The sequence below is a fragment of the Sphingobium sp. PAMC28499 genome (assembly GCF_004795815.1).
In the GTDB taxonomy this organism is placed as follows: domain Bacteria; phylum Pseudomonadota; class Alphaproteobacteria; order Sphingomonadales; family Sphingomonadaceae; genus Sphingobium; species Sphingobium yanoikuyae.
In genome coordinates, this window is the sequence record NZ_CP039248.1 from 1,178,293 (window position 1) to 1,202,902 (window position 24,610).

Genomic DNA, 24,610 nt, shown 5'->3' on the forward strand with positions numbered 1-24,610 from the left:
CCTTCCAGATTCAGTCGCGCAGCAGTTCGTTGATGCCGGTCTTCGACCGGGTCTGCGCATCGACGCGCTTGACGATCACGGCGCAATAGAGGCTGGGGCCGGGCGTGCCGTCGGGCAGCGGCTTGCCGGGAAGGGAGCCGGGGACAACGACCGAATAGGGCGGCACTTCGCCCATGAACACTTCACCGGTGGCGCGGTCGATGATCTTGGTCGACTGGCCGATGAACACGCCCATCGACAGCACTGATCCCTTGCCGATGCGCACGCCTTCGACCACTTCCGAACGGGCGCCGATGAAGCAGTCATCTTCGATGATGACCGGGTCGGCCTGCAGCGGTTCCAGCACGCCGCCAATGCCGACGCCGCCCGACAGATGGACATTCTTGCCAATCTGGGCGCAGCTGCCGACCGTCACCCAGGTGTCGACCATCGTGCCTTCATCGACGAAGGCGCCGATGTTGACGAAGCTGGGCATCAGGATGACATTCTTGGCGATATGGCTGCCGGCGCGGGCGAAGCTGCCCGGCACGGCGCGGAAACCGGCGGCGCGGAAGGCGGCCTCGTCCCAACCGGCGAACTTGCTCGGCACCTTGTCCCACCAGTGGCCGGCGCCCGGACCATTGTCGATCATGACATTGTCGTTGAGGCGGAAGGAGAGGAGCACGGCCTTCTTCGCCCACTGATTGACCTGCCAGCCAGCCTCGGTCGGTTCGGCGACGCGCAGTTCGCCCTTGTCGAGCAGGGCCAGCGCCTTGTCGACCGCCTGGCGGACGTCGCCCTGGGTCGACAGGTTGATATTGGCCCGGTCCTCCCAGGCGGCGTCGATGATCGCGATCAGGTCTTGGCTCATGGTCTTTCCCCAAAAATATCCGCCAGGAACGGCGTCAGATGGTCGGTTTCATAATCGATGAAATCGGGATGATGGTCGTGATTGCCCGCTTCCGACCCGTTATTGACCCAGATGGTGGTCATGCCGATTGCCTTGGCAGGTTTGAGGTTGCGCGCCATGTCCTCGAAAAAGGCGGCGCGGGTCGGGTCGATGGCGTGGACGCTGCACAGTTCGGCATAGCCCGACGGATCGGGCTTGGGCACATAGCGGCAGGCATGGATGTCGTGGATCAGCTCGAACGCGCCGGCGAGGCCCAGTTTGTCGAGCACGCGGCCGGCATAGGTCGCGTCGCCATTGGTGAAGATCAGTCGGCGGCCGGGTAGGGCGGCGATATGGGCGTTCAGATCGGCATCGACCGCCAGTCGCTCCATCGAGATGTCATGGACATAGTCGAGAAATTCGCGCGGCTCGATGCCATGATGATGCATCAGCCCCGACAGGGTCGTGCCATGCTCCATGAAGTAACGTTTCTGGACGATCCGCGCCTCGCCCGGGTCGCAGCCCAGCAGGCCCTGGATATATTCGCCCATCTTCACGTCGATCAGCGCGAACAGGTCCGCCTTCGCCGGATAGAGCGTATTGTCCAGATCGAAGATCCAGGTGTCGACATGAGCCAGGTCCGCGCGCATGGCCGCGCCCTAATCCCCGGCGGGGATTAGGGCAAGGGCGCAAAGACCCCATGGATCGGCCGCATCAGCCGCAGCCGGGCGTTTCGCTGTCGTGATAAAAGTCCTGCACCGCGGCCCAGGCATCCTCGGCCGTCTCGACCCAGGTCAGCAGGTTGAGGTCGGCGTGGGAAATCACGCCTTCGTCGGCCAGCGCCTCGAAATCCACCACCTTGTTCCAGAAATCCTTGCCGAACAGCAGGATCGGGATCGGCTTCATCTTGCCGGTCTGGATCAGGGTCAGCAGTTCGAACATCTCGTCGAACGTGCCGAAGCCGCCGGGGAAGACCGCGAGCGCGCGGGCGCGCAGCAGGAAATGCATCTTGCGCAGCGCGAAATAATGGAACTGGAAGCTCAGTTCCGGCGTGACGAACAGGTTGGGCGCCTGTTCATGCGGCAGGACGATGTTCATGCCGATCGTGGTCTGGCCGACATCGACCGCGCCGCGATTGGCCGCTTCCATGATCGAGGGGCCGCCGCCCGAGCAGACGACGAAATGACGGCAACCGGCGGCGTTCACCGGATATTGCGCCGCGATCCGCGCCAGCTTGCGCGCTTCCTCATAATAGCGGGCCTTCTTGCCCAGATTTTCGGCAATCTTCTTCTGCTGCGGCGTGGTGGCCGCGTCGATCCGCGCCTGGACCTGATCGGGTTCGGGAATGCGGGCGGAGCCGTAGAAGACGAAGGTGGATTCGATCCGCGCCTCGTCCATCAGCAACTGGGGTTTGAGCAGTTCGAGCTGGAAGCGCACCGGGCGCAGATCCTCGCGCAGCAGGAACTCATTGTCCTGGAAGGCGAGCTTGTAGGCGGCGCTGCTGGTCTGGGGGGTTTCGATCGCCTTCCTGGCGTCGTCCGCTTCCTGGCGTGCGGGGCGGAATTTGCGTTCTTCAATTTCTTTCTTGGTCATTCCCAACAAGCTAGGCGCGGCAGGTGACAATGCCAAGACCGTTAGCGGGAAAATCCGCCAAGTTGGCTATTTCCGCTTAACGGCAAAAGACGCCGCGTTTGTGATTCCCGCTCAGCGGCAGAAACCGCCGCGGCCGCCCATGTCGAAATGGAAATGGTCATGATGGGCGGCGTTATAGTCGGGCGACAGCACCGTGTTGAACCGTTTGCAGGCGCTGGCATGGACCACTTCCAGGAACTGGCGGGTGCGCTTGTCGCCATTCCAGTCCTTCTCGACGCTGATCCGTCGCCCGTCGCTCAGGACGAAGGCGGATACGTCGATCGCGTTGCTGTGGGCATGTTCGCTGAGCTTGCCGCTGCCCGCGATCGGCCGGCAATTATAGGTGCCGAACGTCTCGATCTTTTCGATCTCCGCGCCCAGGATCAGCCGGGCGGCGGGCTGCACGGCATAGCGCGACCAGGCAGCGAAATTGGCGGCAAGGTTGCAGGTCATGGCCCCCAGGCCCGAGGTCGGCACACCGATGTCGAGCAGTTTGACGCTGCCGATCGCGCTGCATCCGCCACCGAAATTCTGATCGGGCAGGGGGGTGAAGGCGACCGACTGGGATTGCAGCTTGGCGAAACATTGCCGGGTTTCGAGCGGCGGCGGCGCGGGCGGGGGCGCCGGGCGCGCGCTCTTCACCGGCTTGGATGCACGCGCGACTCGACCCTTGGGCACCAGGTCGCCGCTGCAGGCGGCCAGCATGCTCGCCATCGTCGCGGCCAGGGCCGCGCTGCGCCATACCGAATTTTTCGTCGCCCGCTCTACCATCAATCCCGCATTTACCACGGCTTTCCGGGCTGATGGGTTAACGGCGCTGTCATTTCGTCGCATTTTGCTGCGGCTTGACTCTTTTTCCGAAATCTTTAGGGCGGCCGACGGGCCACGCGGTCCCAACGCCGCGCGTGCTCTCTGTAAGGAGACGCATTACATGACTGATCTGACTGCCGTTGACGCCACCATTGCGCCTGCCGCAAAGCCCGCAACCCGTCCGGCTCGCCCCTTTTTCTCTTCCGGTCCCTGCGCCAAGCCTCCGGGCTGGGATGCCGCCAAGCTGGCCACCGAGTCGCTCGGCCGTTCGCACCGCGCCAAGATCGGCAAGACCCGTCTCGCCTACAGCATCGACCTGATGCGCGAGCTGCTGAACCTGCCCGACACCCACCGCATCGGCATCGTTCCGGGTAGCGACACCGGCGCCTTTGAAATGGCGATGTGGACCATGCTGGGCGCCCGCCCGGTGACGACGCTCGCCTGGGAAAGCTTCGGCGAAGGCTGGGTGACGGATGCCGCCAAGCAGCTGAAGCTCGATCCCACCGTGATCCGCGCCGACTATGGCCAGTTGCCCGACCTTGGCACCGTCGACTTCTCGAACGACGTGCTGTTCACCTGGAACGGCACCACATCGGGCGTGCGCGTGCCGAACGCCGACTGGATCCCGGCCGACCGCGAGGGCCTGACCTTCGCCGACGCCACCAGCGCGGTCTTCGCCTATGAGATCGACTGGACCAAGATCGACGTCGCCACCTTCTCCTGGCAGAAGGTGCTGGGCGGCGAGGGCGGCCATGGCGTGCTGATCCTGGGCCCCCGCGCCGTCGAGCGCCTCGAAACCCACACCCCCGCCTGGCCGCTGCCCAAGGTGTTCCGCCTGATGGCGAAGGGCAAGCTCGCCGAAGGCGTGTTCAAGGGCGAAACCATCAACACCCCTTCGATGCTGGCTGTCGAGGACGCGATCTTCGCGCTCGAATGGGGCAAGTCGCTGGGCGGCCTCCAGGGCCTGATCGCGCGCAGCAACGCCAATGCGGCGGCGCTGGGCAAGATCGTCGCCGAACGCGACTGGCTCGGCCATCTCGCCGTCGACGAAGCCTCGCGCTCGACCACCAGCGTTTGCCTGACCGTCGAGGGCGCCGACGAAGCCTTCATCAAGGCCTTCGCTGGCCTGCTCGAGAAGGAAGGCGCCGCCTATGACGTGGCGGGCTATCGCGACGCCCCGGCAGGCCTGCGCATCTGGTGCGGCGCGACCGTCGAGACCGCCGATATCGAGGCGCTCGGCCCGTGGCTCGACTGGGCCTACGCTCAGACCAAGGCTGCCTAACTTCATTTAAATTCCGATCGCCCTGAGCGAAGTCGAAGGGCTCGGCCGACCGATAGGGAGGCCACTTCGCTTCGCTCAGTGGAGGGCTTCGACTTCGCTCAGCCCGAACGGTTACAGATATTCCAGAAGGATATTCCCATGCCCAAGGTTCTCATTTCCGACAAGATGGACCCCCGCGCCGCCGCGATCTTCCGCGAGCGTGGTGTCGAGGTCGACGTCATCACCGGCCAGACGCCGGAAGAACTGGCCGCGATGATCGGCGCCTATGACGGCCTCGCCATCCGCAGCTCGACCAAGGTCACCAAGGCGATCCTCGACGCCGCGACCAACCTCAAGGTCATCGGTCGCGCCGGCATCGGCGTCGACAATGTCGATATCCCGGCTGCATCGGCCCAGGGCGTGATCGTGATGAACACGCCATTCGGCAACTCGATCACCACCGCCGAACATGCCATCGCGCTGATGTTCGCGCTGGCCCGCCAGATCCCCGAAGCCAATGCCCAGACGCAGCAAGGCCTGTGGCCCAAGAACGGCTTCATGGGCGTGGAAGTGACCGGCAAGACGCTGGGCCTGATCGGCGCCGGCAATATCGGTTCGATCGTCGCCAGCCGCGCGCTCGGCCTCAAGATGAAGGTCGTTGCCTTCGATCCCTTCCTGACGCCCGAGCGCGCCGTGGAAATGGGCGTCGAAAAGGCCGATCTCGACACGCTGCTGGCCAAGGCCGACTTCATCACGCTGCACACGCCGCTGACCGACCAGACCCGCAACATCCTGTCGAAGGAAAATCTGGCCAAGACCAAGAAGGGCGTGCGTATCGTCAACTGTGCCCGTGGCGGCCTGATCGACGAAGCGGCGCTGAAGGAGGCGCTGGATTCGGGCCATGTCGCGGGTGCCGCGCTCGACGTGTTCCAGACCGAACCGGCCAAGGAATCGCCGCTGTTCGGCACGCCGAACTTCATCTGCACCCCGCATCTGGGCGCATCGACTGACGAAGCGCAGGTCAATGTCGCGCTGCAGGTGGCCGAGCAGCTCAGCGACTATCTGCTCGACGGCGGCATCACCAATGCGCTGAACGTGCCCAGCCTCTCGGCCGAAGAAGCGCCCAAGCTCAAGCCCTATATGGCGCTGGCGGAAAAGCTGGGCAGCCTGATCGGCCAGCTCGAAGGCGATGCCATCACCGGCGTCGCGGTCGAGGTCGAGGGCCATGCCGCCGAGCTGAACCAGAAGCCGATCACCGCCGCGGTGCTGGCCGGCCTGATGCGCGTCTATTCGGACACGGTGAACATGGTCAACGCGCCCTTCCTGGCGAAAGAGCGTGGCCTGGACGTGCGTGAAGTGCGCCATGACCGCGAGGGCGACTATCAGACGCTGGTGCGCGTCACCGTTTCGACCGAAGCGGGCGACAAGTCGGTGGCCGGCACGCTGTTCGGCCACGCCCAGCCGCGCCTGGTCGAGCTGTTCGGCATCAAGGTCGAAGCCGATCTCGACGGCCACATGCTCTACATCGTCAACCAGGACGCGCCGGGCTTCATCGGCCGCCTGGGCTCGAAGCTGGGCGAGTCGGACGTCAATATCGGCACCTTCCACCTGGGCCGTCGCAACCAGGGCGGCGAAGCCGTGCTGCTGCTGTCGGTGGACGGTACCGTCACCGAACCGCTGCGCTGGGCGATCTGCAACCTCGCCGGCGTGAAGCAGGTGAAGCTGCTGCGCTTCGCGTAAGCTGACCGTAAAGCCCTCTCCCCATTGGGGAGAGGGTTGGGAGAGGGGGGAGCACCCATGCGTGTCGATCCAATCCTCAAGGAACGCGCGCGACGGATGCGCGCCAATCCCACTCCCGCCGAACAGAAACTCTGGCTGGCGCTACGCGCCAATCGCTTTGAAAATCAGCAATTCACTCGCCAGACCATCATCGCGCCTTACATCGTCGACTTTGCGTCAAAGGCGGCCCGCCTCATCATCGAAGTAGATGGGGATACACATTTTGCCGAAGATCGTTATGACGCGCGGCGAACAGAGTTTCTGGAATCGCTGGGCTATCATGTGATCCGCTTTGCCAATCCCGATGTGATGGGGAATATCGAAGGGGTGCTGAGCATGATTGCGCAGGCGTTGCACGAAACCCCCTCTCCCCAGCCCTCCCCCCAAGGGGGGAGGGAGCCATAAGGTGACTGCCATGATCCCGCCAAGCCTGCTCCCGGAGGGGCTATCCGATCGCCTGCCGCCGCAGGCCGAAGCTTCCGCGCGCCTGGCGCGCCGCGTGCTCGATACGGTCGCGACCCATGGTTATGAACGGGTCATGCCGCCGCTGGCGGAGTTCGAGGATACGCTGACCCAGCGGCTCAAGTCGATGCGCGCGCAGGATCTGGTCCGCGCCGTCGATCCGGTGTCGCAGCGCACTTTGGCCTTCCGCCCCGACATGACCGCGCAGGTCGGTCGCATCGCCGCCACCCGCCTGCGCAGCGCGCCACGTCCGCTGCGCCTGTCCTATGCCGGGCCGGTGATCCGCCAGAAGGCGAGCCAACTGCGCCCCGAGCGCGAGAAGATGCAGCTGGGCGCCGAACTGATCGGCAGCGACAGCGCCGCCGCTGCGGTCGAGATCGTCAATATCGCGATCGAAGCGCTCACCGCAGCCGGCGTTACCGGCATCACCATCGATTTCACCTTGCCCGACCTGATCGACGCGCTGGCTGCTGGCCCGTTGCCGCTGGGGGCGGAGGAACTGGAAGCCGTGCGCGCCGAACTGGACGCCAAGGATGCCGGCGCGCTGGTGGCGATCAGCCCGGCCGCCGCCGCTTATCTGCCGCTGATCGAGGCGACCGGCCCCTTCCATGCCGCGATGGAACGGCTGGAGGCGTTCAGTGCGCAGCTGGGCGGCGCCATCGACAGCCGCATCGCGGGCCTGCGCGCCATTGCCAAGCCGATCGGCTGGGACATCACCCTGACCCTCGACCCGACCGAACGGCACGGTTTCGAATTCCAGAACTGGTTTGGCTTCTCCATCTTTGCCGAGGGTTTCATCGGTGAGATCGGCCGTGGCGGCAGCTATGCCATTGCTCGTGCTGGCGAAACGGATGAGCCCGCCATGGGCTTTTCCCTCTATCCCGATCCGCTGATCGACGCGGGCTTTGGCGACGAACGGCCCAAGCGCCTGTTCCTGCCGGTCGGCCATGATGTCGTGCGCGCGGCAGCTCTGCGGGCCGAGGGCTGGCACACGGTTGCGGCCCTGGCGGACGGCGAAGATGGCGCTGCCCAGCGCTGCTCGCACTGGCTGGATGGCAGCGAGCCCCGCGCCTACTGACCGAACAGGCGACGCAGCCAGGCGTCCACGATGCCGGTGCCGGCATAGTCGGCATCGCCCATCTCGCGGTTGATCTGCATATGGCCGCGCAGCCCGCGTCCGGGGAGCGCATGGATCTCCACTGGCGTGCCCGCCTGGCGCAGCGCGGCGGCGAGCGCATTGGACTGGGCGGTGCCGTCGACCCGATCGACATGGAGCAGCAGGAAATCGGGGGCGTTGGGCTTTGCCGCCTGCAAGGTCGGCGATAGCGCCTTCTGCCGCGTCGGATCGGTGCCGAACGCCTGTTCATAGGTCTTCGCCATGAAGCGGCCGCCCTGCGCCATCTGGGTTGGTACATCATAGGCGGCGCCATCCAGCGCGATGATACCGCGCACGGCATCGGGCTTCAGCCCGGCCTTGGCGAAATAGCGCATGTCGGTGCCGACCAGCGCGACCAGATGCGCGCCGGCGCTGTGGCCCATCAGGATGATGCGGTTGGGGTCGATGCCCAGCATCGCCGCCCGGCTGCGCAGATGGGCGACCGCATCGGCGACGTCCTGAGCTTGGCTCTCGACCGTCGCATCGGGCACCAGCCTATAATTGATCGAGGCGAAGGCATAGCCAAGGCCGGTATAATGGGGCGCCTTGGCCGCGCCGGTGGCATTGTCCTTGCTGCCGCGCTTCCAGCCGCCGCCATGGACGAAGATGACCAGCGGTGCCTTGGTGCCCTTGCCCGGCCAGAAATCGATCGCCTGCAATGGATCATGGCCATAGGCCATGGCCTGCGGCGCAGTAGCCGTCTGGGCCTGGGCGGCCAGCGGCGCGCCCGCGAGCAGGAAGAGAATCAGGATGGGAATCAGCCGTCTGCGCATATGGATCGTCCTTCGCTGCCCCTGTGTCGCCATGATCGCGAGGGCGCATCCTGCCGTAAAGCCGGCACCTGGTATCAAAGTGTAATGTGCCTCCAACCTTGACGCATCGGCCCTGCCCGGCTAACGCGCGCCCCGCACAGGGCGTACCCCGCCCATCCTATTCCACCGGCATGCCGAGTCCCGTCGAAGGGCATGGCCGGTCCGCGCGGCGGGCGGAGGAGTGTATCCATGGCAAATGTTACCGTGATCGGCGCCCAATGGGGTGACGAAGGCAAGGGCAAGATCGTCGACTGGCTGTCGGAGCGCGCCGATGTCGTCGCCCGTTTCCAGGGCGGCCATAATGCCGGCCACACGCTGGTCGTCGGCGAAAAGGTCTACAAGCTCTCGCTGCTGCCGTCGGGCATCGTGCGCGGCACGCTGTCGGTGATCGGCAATGGCGTGGTGCTGGACCCCTGGCACTTCCGTGACGAGGTCGCGAAGCTCAAGGGCCAGGGCGTCGAGATCACCCCGGCAAATCTGCAGATCGCCGAGACCTGCCCGTTGATCCTGCCCTTCCACCGCGACCTCGATGGCCTGCGCGAGGATGCGTCGGGCGCCGGCAAGATCGGCACCACCCGTCGCGGCATCGGCCCGGCCTATGAGGACAAGGTCGGCCGCCGCGCCATTCGCGTCTGCGACCTTGCCCATCTCGACGATCTCGACCTGCAGATCGATCGGCTGACCGCGCATCATGATGCGCTGCGCGCCGGTTTCGGTGAAGCGCCGATCGACCGCGCCCAGCTGATGGCCGACCTGACCGAGATCGCCGCCTTCATCCTGCCCTTCGTCAAGCCGGTCTGGCTGACGCTCAACAAGGCGAAGTCGGAAGGCAAGCGCATCCTGTTCGAGGGCGCGCAGGGCACGTTGCTCGACATCGATCATGGCACCTATCCCTTCGTCACCTCGTCCAACACGGTGGCCGGCACGGCGGCGAGCGGCACTGGTCTTGGCCCCAATGGTGCCGGCTTCGTGCTGGGCATCGTCAAGGCCTATACCACCCGCGTCGGGTCCGGCCCGTTCCCGACCGAACAGGAAAATGACGTCGGCCAGCGCCTGGGCGAGCGGGGCCATGAATTCGGTACCGTCACCGGCCGCAAGCGCCGCTGCGGCTGGTTCGACGCGGTGCTGGTGCGCCAGTCGGTCGCGGTTTCGGGCGTGACCGGCATTGCGCTGACCAAGCTCGACGTGCTCGATGGCTTTGAAGAGCTGAAGATCTGCGTCGGCTACAAGATCGGCGACCAGAGCTTCGACTATCTGCCCGCCCATGCGCAGGACCAGGCCAAGGCCGAGCCCATCTATGAAAGCATTGCCGGCTGGAGCGAAACCACCGCCGGCGCGCGCAGCTGGGCGGAGCTTCCGGCACAGGCGATCAAATATATCCGCCGCATCGAGGAACTGATCGGCTGCCCGGTCACGCTCGTGTCGACCAGCCCGGAACGCGACGACACCATCCTCGTCCGCGATCCCTTCGCGGATTAAGGGGCATGGCCGGCGAACGCTTCGAGCGGCATAAGCAGCCCTGGACCCAGGATGAGGTCCAGAAACTGCACACGCTCGCCAAGAAGGGCATGGCGCTGAAGGCGATCGCCAAGGCGCTGACCCGCAGCGAGGAATCGGTCAAGACCCGCGCCAAGCAGGACGGGCTGTCGATCGCCAAGCTGCGCTGAGAGATTGAGAGGCCGGGCGGAAACGTCCGGCCTTTCCTCATTCCGGGACGTGGCGCTCGACCGGCTGGATGGCCCCGTCCTTGGCATAGGTCAGCGGTGCGATGGTGATCGATCGCCGATGATCGCCGCCACCGGGCAGCAGCCTGTCATGATAGAAGAGCCAGCTCTTGCCGCCCCGCTCGACGATCGCCTGATGATTGGTCGAGATCGGCAGATAGTCGAGGATCACCCCGCCATAGGCGAAGGGGCCGAGCGGCGAGGCGGCGGTGCCATAGATGATCTGGCCGGGCCAGCCGGTCGAGAAGCTGAAATAATAGCGGCCCTTATGGGCGTGGAGATAGGGTGCCTCGCCATATTTCTTCTTGGGGTCGCTCGCCGGCAGTCCGGTGACGACGACATCCATGATCGGGCCGTCCACATGGATCATGTCGGGTTTCAACCGGACGACCTTGGGCACGCGGGTGCCGAAATAGAGATAGGCCTGTCCGTCGCTGTCGATGAAGACGGCGGGGTCGATCGGTTCGGCACCGGCATTGGCGTCGCGCGCCTTGTCGATCAACGCGTCGCCGCGCGCGTCGCGATAGGGGCCCTGGGGCTGGTCGGCGACTGCGACACCGATCCGGTCGCCGCCGATCGGCGCATAGAAATAATAGCGTCCATTGCGCCGGGCGACTTCGGGTGCCCAGGCCTTTGCATCGGGGCGTGCCCATTTGAAGGTGGTGACGTCGAGGAAGGCGCCGTCATCCTGCCAGCTTTTCATGTCGGTTGAGCTGTAGAGGCGCCAGCTTGTGCTGTCCCAGTAGCGGCCGGAATTGGAGGCGTCGTCGGTGGCGTAGAGATACCAGCGGTCGTCGAACCAGTGCGGCGAGGGATCGCCGGCAAAGCGCGGGCTGATCGGCTTGCCCGGTTCGACATCGCCATTGGCCATCAGCAGGCCCATGCAGGCCAGCAGCGCCATCCTCTTCATCCGCATCCTCCTAGTCGATCGCTAATGAGATGATGGCGTTCCGCCATGTGAAATGCAATTTCGCATCATGAAATATTGAAAGATTAGAAGGCCGGCTGGACCCGATCGGGGCAGGATGCGACAAGTCTTTCGTCATCAAGGCAGGAGGCTCCGCATGGCACTCGATATCCTCGTCCTCTACGGTTCCTATCGGCGCGGCCGGCTCGGCATACGGCTGGCGGATTATCTGATTCGCGGCTTTGAAGGGCTGGGGCACAAGGCGGAACTGGTCGATGCCAAGGCGATCGACCTGCCGATGCTCGACCGGCGCTATAGCGACTATCCCGCCGGCGAGGCGCCCGCCGCCATGGCGCTGCTGGCGCAGCGCCTGTCCGCCGCCGATGCCTTCGTCTTCGTCGCGGGCGAATATAATCGCGGCATGCAGCCGGGTCTCAAGAATCTGGTCGACCATTATCTCAAGGAGTTCGACCGCCGGCCGGCCGCGATCGCCAGTTACTCGATGGGGCGTTTTGCCGGGGTGAACAGCCATGCCGACTGGACGGTGACACTGTCCGCCATGGGCATGGCGGTGATGCCGGAGCGGCTGAGCGTCGGCCAGATCGGGCAGGTGCTGGACGAGCAGGCCCGGCCCCAGGGGGAGGGCGGCGCGGCGCTGGATCGGGGCTTTGCCGGTTTCGCCGACACGCTCATCTGGTGGGCGCTGGCGGCGAAGGCGCAGCGCTGATCTCCTCGCGCGCTGATATCACCGTCGCGGCGACCAGATCGCCGGTGACGTTGAGCGCGGTGCGGCACATGTCGAGCAGCCGGTCGACGCCCAGCACCAGCCCGATCCCCTCGGGCGGGATGCCGACCATCGCCAGGATCATCGCCACCACCGGCAGCGACCCGGCCGGCACGCCCGCCGTGCCGACCCCGCCCAATATGCAGACCAGCATCACCATCAGCTGCTGGCCAAGGCTGAGGTCGACATGGAAGAATTGGGCGAGGAACAGGACCATGATCCCCTCGAACATCGCCGTGCCATTCTGGTTGGCGGTGGCGCCGATGGTGAGGACGAAGCGGGCGATGCGGCGCGGCAGGTGCAGATTCTCCTCCGCAACGCGGATGGCGGTCGGCAGGGTGGCGTTGGAGGAGGCGGTGGCAAAGGCCATGACGCTTGCTTCCTGCACGGCGGCGAAGAAGCGCAGCGGCGATCGGCGCGCCAGCAGGCCGATCAGCAGCGAATAGATGCCGAACATCTGGATCGCGAGCGCCAGCAGCACGACCCCGACATAGGCGGACAGGCGCAGCAGCAAGTCCCAGCCGAACTGGGCGGCGAGGTTGAACATGAAGCAGGCGATGGCGATCGGCGCCAGGCGGATGACGATCGATATGAGGCGCATCGTCACCGCGAACAGCCCCTCCATCGCATCGAGCAGCAGCTTCGTTTCCTTCGTCTGCACCAGCACCAGACCGATGCCGAAGAAGAGGGCGAAGACCATCACCGCCAATATGTCATTGTCGGCCATCGCCGCGATTACATTGTCGGGGATGATCGCGATCAGCGCCTGCATGCCGGTGGGCGTGTCGGCGCCCCGGTCGAGGATCGCCTTGGCCCCCTGGCCCGCATCGGCCAGCAGTGCGCGCGCCTGTGCCGGATCGACGCCGCTGCCCGGTTGCAGCAGGTTGACTAGCGCCAGGCTGATGACGACGGCGATTCCCGACACGATCAGCGTATAGAGGAGGGTGCGCAGCCCCACCCGGCGCAGCGAACGCATCTCGCCCATTTCGGCGATGCCGACGATCAGCGCGGAAACCAGCAGCGGGATCACCAGCATGAACAGCAGGCGCAGGAAGACCTGGCCGATCGGGCCGGTGAGATAGCGGGTGACCGCATCGATCCAGGGCGCACCGGGCGTTACGGCATAGGCGACCAGCCCGGCGGTGAGGCCGATCAGGAAGCCGGCCAGCATCTGCCATTGCAGCGAGAAGGCAGCGCGTCGGCTCGCCTGTTCCTCTGTGCCCGGATCACTCATGGCCTCTCCTCTTCCTCCCGACCAACGAGCCATGCGGAAGCGGGTTGCGCGGCCGGCAATATTTCGTTTCGTTAGGGCATCGACGGAGCATAGCCGCATGCTCGGGCGTTGGGTCGGTTCACCAGAAGGAGTCTTGCATGATCGTTGATGCCGTCCCCAGCATGCGCCGGATCGCATCGGAAGTGTGGAAACCGCTGACCGCGCTGTTCGTGTGGGACTGTGCGGTCACGGCCGCTTATTATCTATTGCCGTTCAAGGCCCCTTCGCTGCCGCTCACCATCTTCGGTTCGGCCCTCGCCCTGTTCCTGGGCTTCCGGTCGAACAGCAGTTACCAGCGCTGGTGGGAAGGGCGCACATTGTGGGGCGCGATGATCAACGCCTCGCGCAGCCTGGCGCGTTCGGCGCGCAATTTCCTGCCCGACCCGGAGGCACGCGACCTCAAGCGCGAAATCGTCAAGCGCCAGATCGCCTATGTGAATGCGTTGCGCTGCCAGTTGCGGCGCCAGACGATCGGCGAGGATGTGACCAAATTCCTGCGCGAGGAGGATCAGGGCAAGGCGCTGGCGCGCGCCAATCCGGCCAATGGTCTGCTCGACAGCACCGGTCGGCGGATCGACATGGCGCGGCGGGAAGGCTGGATCGATACCATCCAGCAGACCCAGATGGAGAAGGTGCTGGTCGACATCGCCAATGCCCAGGGCGGGATGGAGCGGCTGAAGAACACGCCGCTGCCCTTCCAGTATCGACTGCTGCCGGTCGTGTTCACCCATCTCTTCTGCATTTTGCTGCCGATCGGGCTGGTCGAGACGCTGGGTTTCGCCACGCCGCTCGGTTCGACGGTGGCGGGGCTGATGTTCATGGCGGTGCTGCGGATCGGCGACGATCTGACCGATCCCTTTGCCGACAGCGTGCATGACGTACCGCTGACCGCCATGTGCCGGACGATCGAGATCGACCTGCTACAGTCGATCGGCGATCCGGCCCCAGACCCGGTGACGCCGGTGCGCGGCGTCCTATGGTAAGGTAACAAAAAGCCCCGCCGGCATGATGCAGGCGGGGCTTTTTCTTTGGGTAAGGCTGAGGACGCTTAGCCCTGGCGGTCTTCGTCGACCATGTCGGAGGCCAGTTCCAGCCCGGCCCGGCCATGGGACGGGGTATGGGCCGGCGCCTTGGGATGGGGCACGTCGACCGGCTCCTCCACTTCCAGCATGCCTTCCCACTTGGTGATGACCGAGGTGGCGATGGCATTGCCCAGCACGTTGGTCGCGGTGCGGCCCATGTCCATGAAATGGTCGACCGCCAGGATGAAGGCGACGCCCTCGACCGGCAGGTCGAACTGGCCGAGCGTGGCGGCGACCACGACCAGCGAGGCGCGCGGCACGGCGGCGATGCCCTTGCTGGTGACCATCAGGACGAGCAGGATCGTGATCTGGGTCGCGATCGGCAGGTCGATGCCATAGGCCTGGGCGATGAAGATGGTCGCGAAGGTCGCATACATCATCGAGCCGTCGAGGTTGAAGCTGTAGCCCAGCGGCAGCACGAAGCTGTAGATGCGGCGCGGCACGCCGAACCGGTCGAGCTGCTCCAGCATCTTGGGATAGGCGGCTTCCGACGAGGCGGTCGAGAAGGCGATCAGGATCGGCTCGCGGACATAACGGATCAGCTTGAACATCCGCTTGCCAAGGAAGATCGCACCCGCGCCGAACAGCAGCACCCACAGGCAGATGAGGGCGATGTAGAATTCGCCGACCAGCGCGCCGTAGGTCTTGAGCACGCCCAGGCCCTGCACCGTCACCGACGAGGCGAGGGCGCCGAACACGGCGAGCGGCGCGACCCGCATGACATAGCCGGTAACCTGCAGCATCAGCTCGACCAGCGCCTCGATCACGGTGATGATCGGCTTGCCCTTTTCGCCGATGGCGGTCAGCGCCACGCCGACGAACAGCGAGAAGACGACGATCTGCAGGATCTGGTTGTCCGCCATCGCGCCGATCATCGACGTCGGGAAGACGTGCAGAATGAAGTCGCGGAAATTGAGCGCTTCGGTGTTAACGCCCGCATCCGCGCCCGACCGGACGAGGTTGAGGCCGGCACCCGGCTCGAAGAAATTGACGAAGATCAGGCCCAAGGTCAGCGAGATCAGGCTGGCGATGATGAACCAGGCGAGCGCGCGCCCGCCGATCCGCCCCAGTGCCGCGCTGTCGCCCATATGGGCGATGCCCGCGACCAGCGTGGAAAAGACCAGCGGCGCGATGATCATCTTGATCAGATGAAGGAAGATGTCGGCCAGAAGGTGAAAATAGCCCGCCACATCCTTGGCCAGCGCTTCATCCCCGCCGACCCAGAGATTGGCCACGAAGCCCACGATCACGCCCAGGACCATGCCTGTCAGGATGTAGGCCGTCAGTCGATTTCGCATTATATTCCTCTAGCCAGCGAGCGGTCCGCCCGCGCATTCATTCTGTTCTGCTGGGTGGTGACACCTAACAGGCGCCCGGCCAGCCCGCAATCGGGCAGGCTTGGACTGTGCGGGGATAGACGAATGAGCCACCATATTCCGCGCCCTGTTTTACGGCAGGACAATGGCATGGTGCTCGCTCAGGGGTAGAGAAGCCCTTCGTTCCAGCCATTTTCCTGGCGGGTGAAGACGCGTCGTTCATGCAGGCGATGCTCGCGATCCTGCCAGAACTCGATCCGTTCCGGGGTCAGGCGAAAGCCCGACCAGTGAGGCGGGCGCGGCACCGGGCCGCCCTCGAACCGGGCGCGCACCTCCTCATAGCGATCCATGAAGACGGCACGCGAGGGCAGCGGGCGGGACTGGTCGGAAGCCCAGGCGCCGAGTTGGCTGTCGCGGCTGCGAGTGGCGAAATAGGCGTCGGCGGTCGCGTCGTCGACCGGGCCGACGCTGCCCTCGATCCGGATCTGGCGGCGCACCGACTTCCAGTGGAACAGCAGGGCGGCATGCGGATTGGCGAGGAGGTCGCCCGCCTTGCGCCCTTCGAAATTGGTGTAGAAGATGAAGCCGTCGGGGCCATGGCCCTTGAGCAGCACCATGCGGACCGACGGGCGGCCCTGTGCATCGGCCGTGGCCAGCGCCATGGCGTTGCTGTCATTGAGTTCGGTCTCGCGCGCCTGCGCATACCACTCGTCGAAAAGGGCGAAGGGATCGGTCATGCCCCTGCCTTAGATTCCCGGCACCGCACTGTCGATACGGATGCGCCGCAGCTTGAACGATGCCCGGCCTTCGGCCACATAGGGGCGATATGGCCGTGATGCGGCAAATACCGGTTCAGCATAACAGGATGATAGATGGCGGATCCCTATTCCACTCTGGGTGTGGCGCGCAGCGCGAGCGAAGCGGAGATCAAGTCCGCCTATCGCAAGCTGGCCAAGCAATATCACCCCGACAAGAATCAGGACAATCCGAAGGCGGCGGAGAAATTCTCGGCCGTGACCAACGCTTATGACCTGCTGTCGGACAAGGACAAGCGGGCCCGCTTCGACCGGGGCGAGATCGATGCCGATGGCAATCCGACAGCCCCCTTCGGCTTTGGCGGCGGTGGCGGCGGGCGTGGCCGTCCCGGCGGGTTCGAGTTCAACGAGGGCGGCGCCGATTTCGGTGACATTTTCGAAGGCCTGTTCGGCGGTGCGGGCCGTCGCGCCGGGGGAGGCGGCGGCTTCGGCGGCTTTGGTCGCGGCGCGCCGCCCGCCAAGGGGGCCAATGTCGCCTATCGGCTGGCGGTGCAGTTCGTTGATGCGGCGACGCTGGCGCCGCAGCGCATCACCCTGCAGGATGGCAAGACGATCGACCTGAAGCTGCCCGCCGGGGTTGAAACCGGCACGCAGATGCGTCTGACCGGCAAGGGGCAGCACGGCGCTGGCGGCGCGGGCGACGCGATCGTCACCATCGAGGTGAAGTCGCATCCCTTCTTCAAGCGCGATGGCGACAATGTGCTGCTCGACCTGCCGATCACCATCAACGAGGCGGTGAAGGGCGGCAAGGTGAAGGTGCCGACCGTCGATGGTCCGGTGATGCTGGGCGTGCCGGCCGGCACCACATCGGGCAAGACGCTGCGCCTGCGCGGCAAGGGCTTTACCGGCAAGGATGGCCAGCGCGGCGACCAGCTTGTGACCTTGCTCATCGACGTGCCTGCCGATGATCCGGTGATCCTCCAGCTGGTTGAGGATTGGCAGGATGGTCGCGCGGTGCGGACCCATCTGGGCGTCTAGGACGTTCGGCAAGGGTGCCGCTGCCTTCCCCCTATAGTCCGGAGTCGCGCCGCCACATGGCGGCGCAGGCGCAGGAGAAATTCCATCGCCAGATCGATCGGGTCCGGCCGGGATCGCGCAGCTTCGAGATCGCCAAGCGGGTGATGGTGGGCGTCTATAGTGACGGGTTCATCCATGCGGGGAACCTGGCCTATCTCTCGCTGATGACGCTGTTTCCCTTCTTCATCGTCGCGGCCGCCGTCGCCAGCGTCTTCGGCCGCACGTCGGACGGGCTGTCGGCGGTGAATGCCTTTCTCTATACCGTGCCGCGCGGCGTCGCCGATGTCGTGCGCCAGCCGATCAGCGATGTGTTGCAGGCGCGTTCCGGCAATCTGCTCTGGTTCGGCGGTCTGGTGGGGCTCTGGACCGTGGGCAGCCTGATCGAGACGATCCGCGACATATTGCGCCGCGCCTATGGGACGAAGAGCACCAAGCCCTTCTGGCGTTACCGGCTGGCGTCGGTCGGGATCACGCTGGTCAGCGTGCTGGCGGTGATGTTCGCCTTTTCGATGCAGGTGATGATTACCGCGGTGGACCAGCTGCTCCACCGGCTGCTGCCCTTCGCGGATGAGGCGATCGCCTGGGTTTCCTCGGCCAAGCTGGTGCCGATGGCGATATTATGCGTGGCGCTCCACTCGCTCTATGTCTCGCTGACCCCGTCGCTCTACCGTGACAAGCGCTTTCCCAAATGGCCCGGCGCCGTCGCCACCGCGCTCTGGTGGTATGCCGTCACCCTGCTATTGCCGGTCACATTGTCGATGCTGGGCGGCTATGACCGGACCTATGGCAGTCTGGCCGGTGTCATGATCACCCTCATTTTTTTCTTTCTCGTGGGGCTCGGCGTGGTAATTGGCGCCGAATTGAATGCGGCACTGGCGGAATTTCCGGAAGACGAAGCAGCCGGCACCGTGCAGGACAAAGGGAACGGAACGACGATATGACAGGCTTGATGGCGGGAAAGCGCGGGCTCATCATGGGGCTGGCGAACGACAAGTCGCTGGCTTGGGGTATTTCGCAGCAACTGCATGCGCAGGGCGCGGAACTGGCCTTCTCCTACCAGGGCGAGGCGCTGGCCAAGCGCGTCAAGCCGCTGGCGGAACAGCTGGGCTCGGACTTCCTGATCGACTGCGACGTATCCGACATGGCGAAGCTGGACGAGGCCTTTGCCGAGATCGAGGCGCGCTGGGGCAAGCTGGACTTCGTCGTCCATGCGATCGGCTTTTCCGACAAGAATGAGCTGCGCGGCCTCTATGCCGACACCAGCCTCGACAATTTCCTGATGACCATGAACATCTCGGTCTACAGCTTCGTCGCCGTCGCGGCCCGCGCGCGCAAGCTGATGAAGGAAGGCGGCAGCCTGCTGACGCTGAGCTATTATGGCGCGGAAAAGGTCATCCCCCATTATAACGTCATGGGCGTGGCCAAGGCGGCGCTGGAAACCAGCGTCAAATATCTGGCGATGGACCTGGGCCCGGAAAATATCCGCGTCAACGCGATCTCGGCCGGCCCGATCAAGACGCTGGCCGCCAGCGGCATCGGTGATTTCCGCTACATCATGAAGTGGAACGAGCTGAACTCGCCGCTGCGTCGCAACGTGACGATCGACGATGTCGGCGGTGCCGGCCTTTACCTGCTGTCGGACCTCGCTTCGGGCGTGACGGGTGAGATCCACCATGTCGATGCGGGCTATAATGTCATCGGCATGAAGGCCGAAGACGCGCCCGACATCGCGCTGGACAAGTAAGAACGACGCGACCGGATTGGAACGGATATGAGCTTCAACACATTCGGTCGCGTCTTCCGCTTCTCGACCTGGGGCGAGAGCCATGGCCCGGCGATCGGCGCGATGGTCGATGGCTGCCCTCCGGGTCTGGCATTGAGCGAGGCGGACATCCAGCCCTGGCTCGATCTGCGCAAGCCGGGCACGTCGAAGTTCACGACCCAGCGGCGCGAACCCGATGAGGTACGCATCCTGTCGGGCGTGTTCGAGGGCAGGACAACCGGCACGCCGATCAGCCTGATGATCGAGAATACCGACCAGCGATCGAAGGATTATTCGGAAGTCGCCAAGGCCTATCGCCCCGGCCATGCCGACTATGCCTATGACGCCAAATATGGCTTTCGCGATTATCGCGGCGGCGGGCGATCCTCGGCGCGCGAGACCGCCAGCCGGGTTGCGGCAGGCGCGGTCGCGCGGCTGGTTATCCCCGAAGTCGATATCTTCGCCTATGTGAGCGAGATCGGCGGCGACGCGATCGACTATGGCAATTTCGACGCTTCGCAGATCGGGCAGAATCCCTTCTTCTGTCCTGACGCCGAAGCCGCGGTGCGCTGGGAAGCGTTGGTCGATGGCGCGCGCAAGGATGGCTCGTCGTTCGGCGCGGTGGTCGAATGCGTGGCCAGTGGCGTGCCGGCTGGCTGGGGCGCGCCGCTCTATGCCAAGCTCGACAGCGAACTGGCGAGCGCGATGATGAGCATCAATGCGGTCAAGGGCGTGGAAATCGGCGACGGCTTCGCAGCCGCCCGGCTGCGCGGCGAGCAGAATGCCGATCCGATGCGGCCCGGCGCCGATGGCCCGGTCTTCCTGGCCAATCATGCCGGTGGCATCGCCGGCGGCATTTCGACCGGCCAGCCGGTCAAGGTGCGGATCGCCTTCAAGCCGACCAGTTCGATCCTGATTCCGGTCGAGACGGTGACCCGCGAAGGCGATGCGTCGGATATCATCACCAAGGGGCGTCATGACCCGTGCGTCGGCATTCGCGGCGTGCCGGTGGTCGAAGCGATGATGGCGCTGGTGCTGGCCGACCAGAAGCTGCTGCACCGCGCCCAGTGCGGGGCCGACTGACGCGCCGAACTGCGCCAATCGCGCGCCGAATGTGCAAAAGATGCGAGACGACTCGCCCATGTTACGCTAGGATGACATGGTCACCCGCGGGAGGGTGAGCGGCAGAGCGTAAGCCTGGGGAGCGTCAGCACGCTATGCGTGGATTGACGGTCAAAACGTCCCCTGAAGCCGCGACACGGGCCAGCCATGCAACCATGGCTGGCCCATTTCGTTTCACCTCCGTTAGAGACGCGATCACGCGATCAAACGGGGGCAAGACGAGATGCATTTCATCACCGCGCTATTGGGCATTTACCGCGCGGAAATCGGGCTGGTCATTCTCGCCTGCATGTTCGTCGCCTTCGTGCGCGAACGCTATTCCCCGACCGTCGTGTCGGTGCTGGGTGCCTGTGCCTTCGCGCTGCTCGGCCTGCTCGACGAGAAATCGCTCTTCTCAGTCTTCTCTAACAGCGCGCCGCTGACCGTGGGCGCGATGTTCGTGCTGTCGGGCGCGCTTATCCGTACCGGCACGATCAACCGCATCGCCGATCTGGTCATGGTCCGGGCGCAGAAGCATCCGCGGCTCGCGCTGGTGGAGGTTGCCGTGGGCACGGTGCTGCTGTCGGCCTTCCTCAACAACACGCCGGTCGTCGTGCTGCTGATCCCGATCATGTTCCGTCTGGCGCAGGCGACCGCCTATCCGGTCAAGAAGCTGCTGATCCCGATGAATGCGGTGGCGGTGATGGGCGGCTGCGTTACCCTGATCGGCACGTCGACCAACCTGATCGTCGCGGGCATCGCGGCCGAACAGGGCATGCAGCCCTTCGGCATTTTCGATATCACCCCCTATGGCCTGGCCGGCACCATTGCTGGCGTCATCGGCCTGGCCTGCCTCAGCTTCCTACTGCCCAGCGACCCGCCCTCGATCGCGGGCGAGAATGGCGGCAATGTGCAGGAATATCTGACCGAACTGGTCGTGACGCCGGACAGCGAGGTGGTCGGACGGGAGATTGGCGAATTGTCCGTCCTTGGCCGCTCGGTCACCTTGATCGGGCTCAAGCGGGCCGGCGAGATACGACGCCACGACCTGGAGCAGGAGGAACTGCATGTCGGCGACCGGCTGATCGTCCGCGCCGATGGAACGGCGATCATGACCTTGCGCGAATCGGGCGATTTCGAACTGGGCATCGCCGCCGATTCTGAGACTTCCGCCCGCGAGGGCACGGTGATCGAGGCGATGGTCGCGCCCAGCCATCCCTCGATCGGCAAGCGGCTGATCGACATTCCTTTCCTCCATGCCCTGCGTGTCCGGTTGATCGGCATCCATCGCGCCCGCCATCTGCCTGGCCCGGACCTTGCCGATACGCGGGTGCGCGGCGCCGACCGGCTGCTGGTGGCGGGCAGCGATGACGCGATGCGTTCGCTGAAGGATAATCCCAACCTGATCGGCGTCGACATCAGCCGCACCCGTGCCTTCCGCCCGCGCAAGGCATGGATCGCGATCCTGGCGATGGCCGCGGTGGTGATCCTGTCGGCGCTCGACGTGATCGGTATCGGCCTGGCCGCCTTCATCGCCGTCGGCGTGATCCTGGTCACCCGCTGCATCGATGCGGAGGAGGCCTGGGCGGCGATCGACGGCGATGTGCTGATCCTGATCTTTGCCATGCTGGCGGTCGGCCTGGCGCTGGAACAGGCGGGCAGCGTCGCGCTGATGGTGGGCTGGATCACGCCGCTGATGCAGGTCGCGCCGCAATGGAGCCTGGTCTTCATCGTCTATTTCGCGGCGCTGATCCTGTCCGAGCTGCTCAGCAACAATGCGGTCGCGGCGCTGCTGACCCCGCTGACCATCGCGCTGGCGCATCAGCTGGGGACCGATCCGCGCCCGCTCGTGATTGCGCTGATGATCGGGGCATCGGCCTGTTTCGCGACGCCGATCGGCTATCAGACCAATGCGCTGGTCTATGCCGCGGGCGATTATCGCTTCGCCGATTTCGTGCGCATCGGCGTGCCGCTCAACCTGATCGTCGGCACTGCGGTGTGCGCGGCGCTGGTGATTCTGGGCTAGGGACCAATTGCCCGCATCCGGCCCTGTCGGCACGGGTGCGGGCCCGGCATGAAGGCGGCGATCCATCAGGAGTATCGCCCATGACCCGCCTTCGCTTCACCCAGGTCGACGCCTTTGCTGACGCGCCCTTCACCGGCAATCCGGCGGCGGTGATGCCGCTCGACGCCTGGCTCGACGATGCGGTGTTGCAGGCGATCGCCGCGGAAAACAACCTGTCGGAAACCGCCTTCACCGTTCCGACGCCGGACGATGCGGAGGCCGATTATGCGCTGCGCTGGTTCACCCCGGCAGTCGAGGTGAAGCTGTGCGGCCATGCCACGCTGGCAAGCGGCCATGTGCTGATGCAGGGCGATGCCATCCGTTTTCGCACCCACCATGCCGGGGTGCTGACCGTGACCCGTGCGGGCGAGGGCTATGAACTGTCGCTGCCCGCCTGGACCAGCGCGCCGAAGGCGCTGCCGGAGCTGGCGGCGGGGATGGGCGGCGACATCGTCGAAACGCGCTGGCGCGAGGGCGGCTATGCGATCTTCGTCTATCGCGACGCCGATGCGATCCGTGCGCTGGAGCCCGATTTCGCGACCCTGCGCAAGCTGGGTGACAATCTGCTGATGGCGACCGCGCCGGGCGACGACAGCGACATCATCAGCCGCGTCTTCGTGCCGGGCGGCGGGATCGACGAGGATCCGGTGACCGGATCGGCCCATGGCCTGCTGACGCCCTATTGGGCAGAGCGGCTCGGCAAGGATGCGATCAGCGCCTATCAGGCGTCGGCGCGAGGCGGGCGGCTGGGCTGCCGGCTGGAGGGCGACCGGGTGGTGATGACCGGCGCCTGTCGCACCGTGATCGAGGGCATATTCACCCTTTAACCGGGGAAGAGGCCGATCAGCCGGGCCAGTTGCGCCTTCACGGCGGTGCGCTGTTCCTTCTTGGGCGACATGCCGATCCGCACGATCGTCAGCCGCTGGCCGGGTGCGACCAATATATATTGGCCATTATGGCCGACGCAGCCGAACAGGCTGGCCGAGGCGAGGCCGGGCATCAGCGCACTCTCGCTGCTGTCGCGGTTGAGCCAGAGATGGGCGCCATAGGCCGCGTTCCGGGGCGAGGGCGCGCGCATATAGTCGACCCATTTTTCCGGCACGATCTGATGGCCGTTGGGGGAGCGGCCATGGTTGCGCAGCAATTCGCCGAAGCGGCCATAGTCGCGCGCGGTCATGTGCATGATTGATCCGCCGATCAGCGTGCCATTGGCGTCATATTCGGGCGTCAGGCTGGACAGCTTGCCCGGTGCCTTCAGCCGGCCGTCGATGAACATCTGCATCGCCCGGCGGCGCACGTCGGGATGGGGGCTGTTGGTCAGCATCCGGGTCATCAGGTCCGACAGGATCATCGTGCTGCCGGTGGAGTAGGAGAAGACCTCGCCGGGAACATGCGCGAGCGGCTTGGATTCGGCATAGGCCGCCATGTCCTGCGCGCCGTCCATGAACAGCATGCGCACGGTGTCGCCGTCGGTGATCGGCTCGCCATCCTCGGCATGGTCGAGGCCCGATGTCATCGACAGCAACTGGCGCAGGGTGATGCGGCCGCGCGGATCGCCCGGCTGGCTCCAGGCCGCGACCGGCACCGGCGAATCGAGCGCCAGCCGCCCGTCCGACACCATCAGGCCGACCAGCACCGCGGTCACGCTCTTGGCCATCGACCAGGACAGCAATTTCGTGTCGGGGGTGATGCCAGGGGCATAGCGTTCGGCAATCACCTTGCCGTCGCGCATGACCAGCAGGGCGCGGGTATCGCCCATCTCCTTGTCGTCGAAAAGCGGATCGATCGCGCCGCGCAGCGCGCTGGCGCTGACCACCGCGTCGGTGTCGACGCTATAGACGGGCTCGGGCGCATGGGCCGCGCGCCCCGCCAGCGTACCGGCCAGGACGAGCGCCACCAGTCCGGCACCCATGGCAAGGCGCTTTACGATTCGCTTCTCGATCTGCATAAGCCGGCGCCCTTAGCATGGAGGCGGGAAGAAGGA

Annotated in this window: 24 protein-coding genes; 14 read left to right on the plus strand and 10 right to left on the minus strand. The window is 65.2% G+C overall.

Going from position 1 to position 24,610, the window contains the following annotated elements:
- Nucleotides 1-10: 10 nt before the first annotated feature.
- The 4 genes from dapD to E5554_RS05670 all read right to left on the minus strand — a co-directional run bounded on the left by dapD (nt 11) and on the right by E5554_RS05670 (nt 3,271).
- Nucleotides 11-850 carry a 2,3,4,5-tetrahydropyridine-2,6-dicarboxylate N-succinyltransferase gene (dapD, locus tag E5554_RS05655; protein WP_017502548.1) on the minus strand — a complete coding sequence of 280 codons (840 nt, stop codon included), beginning with the start codon at nt 848-850 and terminating at the stop codon, nt 11-13.
- Nucleotides 847-1,518, minus strand: a complete 672-nt coding sequence (locus E5554_RS05660) for a pyrimidine 5'-nucleotidase (RefSeq protein WP_136186214.1) — start codon at nt 1,516-1,518, stop codon at nt 847-849. The genes dapD and E5554_RS05660 overlap by 4 nt, the downstream gene beginning before the upstream one ends.
- Before the next feature lie 64 nt (nt 1,519-1,582).
- On the minus strand, nt 1,583-2,461 hold the full coding sequence (locus E5554_RS05665; protein WP_136186215.1) for a TIGR00730 family Rossman fold protein: 879 nt from the start codon (nt 2,459-2,461) through the stop codon (nt 1,583-1,585).
- A 111-nt stretch (nt 2,462-2,572) separates the two neighbouring features.
- A complete protein-coding gene (locus tag E5554_RS05670) occupies nt 2,573-3,271 on the minus strand; it encodes an extensin family protein (protein ID WP_026109467.1) in 699 nt (232 codons plus the stop codon).
- Between the two features lie 160 nt (nt 3,272-3,431).
- Between E5554_RS05670 and E5554_RS05675 the strand changes: the two genes are divergently transcribed.
- From E5554_RS05675 to E5554_RS05690, 4 genes are all read left to right on the plus strand, one after another.
- Nucleotides 3,432-4,592, plus strand: a complete 1,161-nt coding sequence (locus E5554_RS05675; RefSeq protein WP_136186216.1) for a phosphoserine transaminase — start codon at nt 3,432-3,434, stop codon at nt 4,590-4,592.
- Between the two features lie 138 nt (nt 4,593-4,730).
- Nucleotides 4,731-6,311 (plus strand): phosphoglycerate dehydrogenase, encoded by a 1,581-nt coding sequence (serA, locus tag E5554_RS05680; RefSeq protein ID WP_026109465.1) that lies wholly within the window; start codon nt 4,731-4,733, stop codon nt 6,309-6,311.
- 57 nt (nt 6,312-6,368) lie between these two features.
- Nucleotides 6,369-6,755, plus strand: coding sequence for a DUF559 domain-containing protein (locus E5554_RS05685; RefSeq protein WP_081260939.1), 387 nt, complete (start codon nt 6,369-6,371; stop codon nt 6,753-6,755).
- Between the two features lie 10 nt (nt 6,756-6,765).
- Nucleotides 6,766-7,890, plus strand: a complete 1,125-nt coding sequence (locus E5554_RS05690) for an ATP phosphoribosyltransferase regulatory subunit (protein ID WP_136188269.1) — start codon at nt 6,766-6,768, stop codon at nt 7,888-7,890.
- Here E5554_RS05690 and E5554_RS05695 read toward each other — a convergent pair.
- Nucleotides 7,884-8,741 carry an alpha/beta hydrolase gene (locus tag E5554_RS05695; RefSeq protein WP_136186217.1) on the minus strand — a complete coding sequence of 286 codons (858 nt, stop codon included), beginning with the start codon at nt 8,739-8,741 and terminating at the stop codon, nt 7,884-7,886. The genes E5554_RS05690 and E5554_RS05695 overlap by 7 nt on opposite strands.
- A gap of 228 nt (nt 8,742-8,969) precedes the next feature.
- Between E5554_RS05695 and E5554_RS05700 the strand changes: the two genes are divergently transcribed.
- Both E5554_RS05700 and E5554_RS05705 read left to right on the plus strand, forming a co-directional pair.
- Entirely contained in the window at nt 8,970-10,259 is a 1,290-nt protein-coding gene (locus tag E5554_RS05700) for an adenylosuccinate synthase (RefSeq protein ID WP_048936184.1), read from the plus strand.
- Between the two features lie 5 nt (nt 10,260-10,264).
- The gene (locus tag E5554_RS05705; RefSeq protein ID WP_004209747.1) at nt 10,265-10,447 is read left to right on the plus strand and encodes a hypothetical protein; all 183 of its coding nucleotides are present in this window, start codon (nt 10,265-10,267) and stop codon (nt 10,445-10,447) included.
- Between the two features lie 37 nt (nt 10,448-10,484).
- On the opposite strand, the gene E5554_RS05710 is transcribed toward E5554_RS05705, so the two are convergent.
- On the minus strand, nt 10,485-11,414 hold the full coding sequence (locus E5554_RS05710) for a family 43 glycosylhydrolase (RefSeq protein ID WP_136186218.1): 930 nt from the start codon (nt 11,412-11,414) through the stop codon (nt 10,485-10,487).
- 154 nt (nt 11,415-11,568) lie between these two features.
- Here E5554_RS05710 and E5554_RS05715 point away from each other — a divergent pair, with 154 nt between their 5' ends.
- Complete coding sequence (locus E5554_RS05715) at nt 11,569-12,138, plus strand: NAD(P)H-dependent oxidoreductase (protein ID WP_136186219.1); 570 nt, start codon at nt 11,569-11,571, stop codon at nt 12,136-12,138.
- Here E5554_RS05715 and E5554_RS05720 read toward each other — a convergent pair.
- Nucleotides 12,101-13,429 (minus strand): dicarboxylate/amino acid:cation symporter, encoded by a 1,329-nt coding sequence (locus E5554_RS05720; RefSeq protein ID WP_136186220.1) that lies wholly within the window; start codon nt 13,427-13,429, stop codon nt 12,101-12,103. The two genes, E5554_RS05715 and E5554_RS05720, sit on opposite strands and share 38 nt — an antisense overlap.
- Nucleotides 13,430-13,566: 137 nt before the next feature.
- On the opposite strand from E5554_RS05720, the gene E5554_RS05725 reads away from it, so the two are divergent.
- Nucleotides 13,567-14,451, plus strand: a complete 885-nt coding sequence (locus E5554_RS05725) for a bestrophin family ion channel (RefSeq protein WP_099232821.1) — start codon at nt 13,567-13,569, stop codon at nt 14,449-14,451.
- 65 nt (nt 14,452-14,516) lie between these two features.
- Here E5554_RS05725 and E5554_RS05730 read toward each other — a convergent pair whose 3' ends face one another.
- On the minus strand, nt 14,517-15,848 hold the full coding sequence (locus E5554_RS05730) for a dicarboxylate/amino acid:cation symporter (protein WP_136186221.1): 1,332 nt from the start codon (nt 15,846-15,848) through the stop codon (nt 14,517-14,519).
- 179 nt (nt 15,849-16,027) lie between these two features.
- Nucleotides 16,028-16,603, minus strand: a complete 576-nt coding sequence (gene pdxH / locus E5554_RS05735; RefSeq protein WP_037521916.1) for a pyridoxamine 5'-phosphate oxidase — start codon at nt 16,601-16,603, stop codon at nt 16,028-16,030.
- Between the two features lie 135 nt (nt 16,604-16,738).
- On the opposite strand from pdxH, the gene E5554_RS05740 reads away from it, so the two are divergent.
- The 6 genes from E5554_RS05740 to E5554_RS05765 all read left to right on the plus strand — a co-directional run bounded on the left by E5554_RS05740 (nt 16,739) and on the right by E5554_RS05765 (nt 23,453).
- On the plus strand, nt 16,739-17,659 hold the full coding sequence (locus E5554_RS05740; RefSeq protein WP_136186222.1) for a J domain-containing protein: 921 nt from the start codon (nt 16,739-16,741) through the stop codon (nt 17,657-17,659).
- Between the two features lie 56 nt (nt 17,660-17,715).
- Nucleotides 17,716-18,639, plus strand: coding sequence for a YihY/virulence factor BrkB family protein (locus E5554_RS05745; RefSeq protein WP_004209756.1), 924 nt, complete (start codon nt 17,716-17,718; stop codon nt 18,637-18,639).
- Entirely contained in the window at nt 18,636-19,442 is an 807-nt protein-coding gene (gene fabI, locus E5554_RS05750; RefSeq protein WP_004209757.1) for an enoyl-ACP reductase FabI, read from the plus strand. The genes E5554_RS05745 and fabI overlap by 4 nt, the downstream gene beginning before the upstream one ends.
- 27 nt (nt 19,443-19,469) lie before the next feature.
- A complete protein-coding gene (aroC, locus tag E5554_RS05755) occupies nt 19,470-20,543 on the plus strand; it encodes a chorismate synthase (protein WP_136186223.1) in 1,074 nt (357 codons plus the stop codon).
- Nucleotides 20,544-20,805: 262 nt separating this feature from the next.
- Entirely contained in the window at nt 20,806-22,587 is a 1,782-nt protein-coding gene (locus E5554_RS05760) for an SLC13 family permease (protein ID WP_136186224.1), read from the plus strand.
- 80 nt (nt 22,588-22,667) lie between these two features.
- Entirely contained in the window at nt 22,668-23,453 is a 786-nt protein-coding gene (locus E5554_RS05765) for a PhzF family phenazine biosynthesis protein (protein ID WP_136186225.1), read from the plus strand.
- Here E5554_RS05765 and E5554_RS05770 read toward each other — a convergent pair.
- Nucleotides 23,450-24,574, minus strand: a complete 1,125-nt coding sequence (locus tag E5554_RS05770) for a serine hydrolase (protein WP_136186226.1) — start codon at nt 24,572-24,574, stop codon at nt 23,450-23,452. The two genes, E5554_RS05765 and E5554_RS05770, sit on opposite strands and share 4 nt — an antisense overlap.
- Between the last annotated feature and the right edge of the window lie 36 nt (nt 24,575-24,610).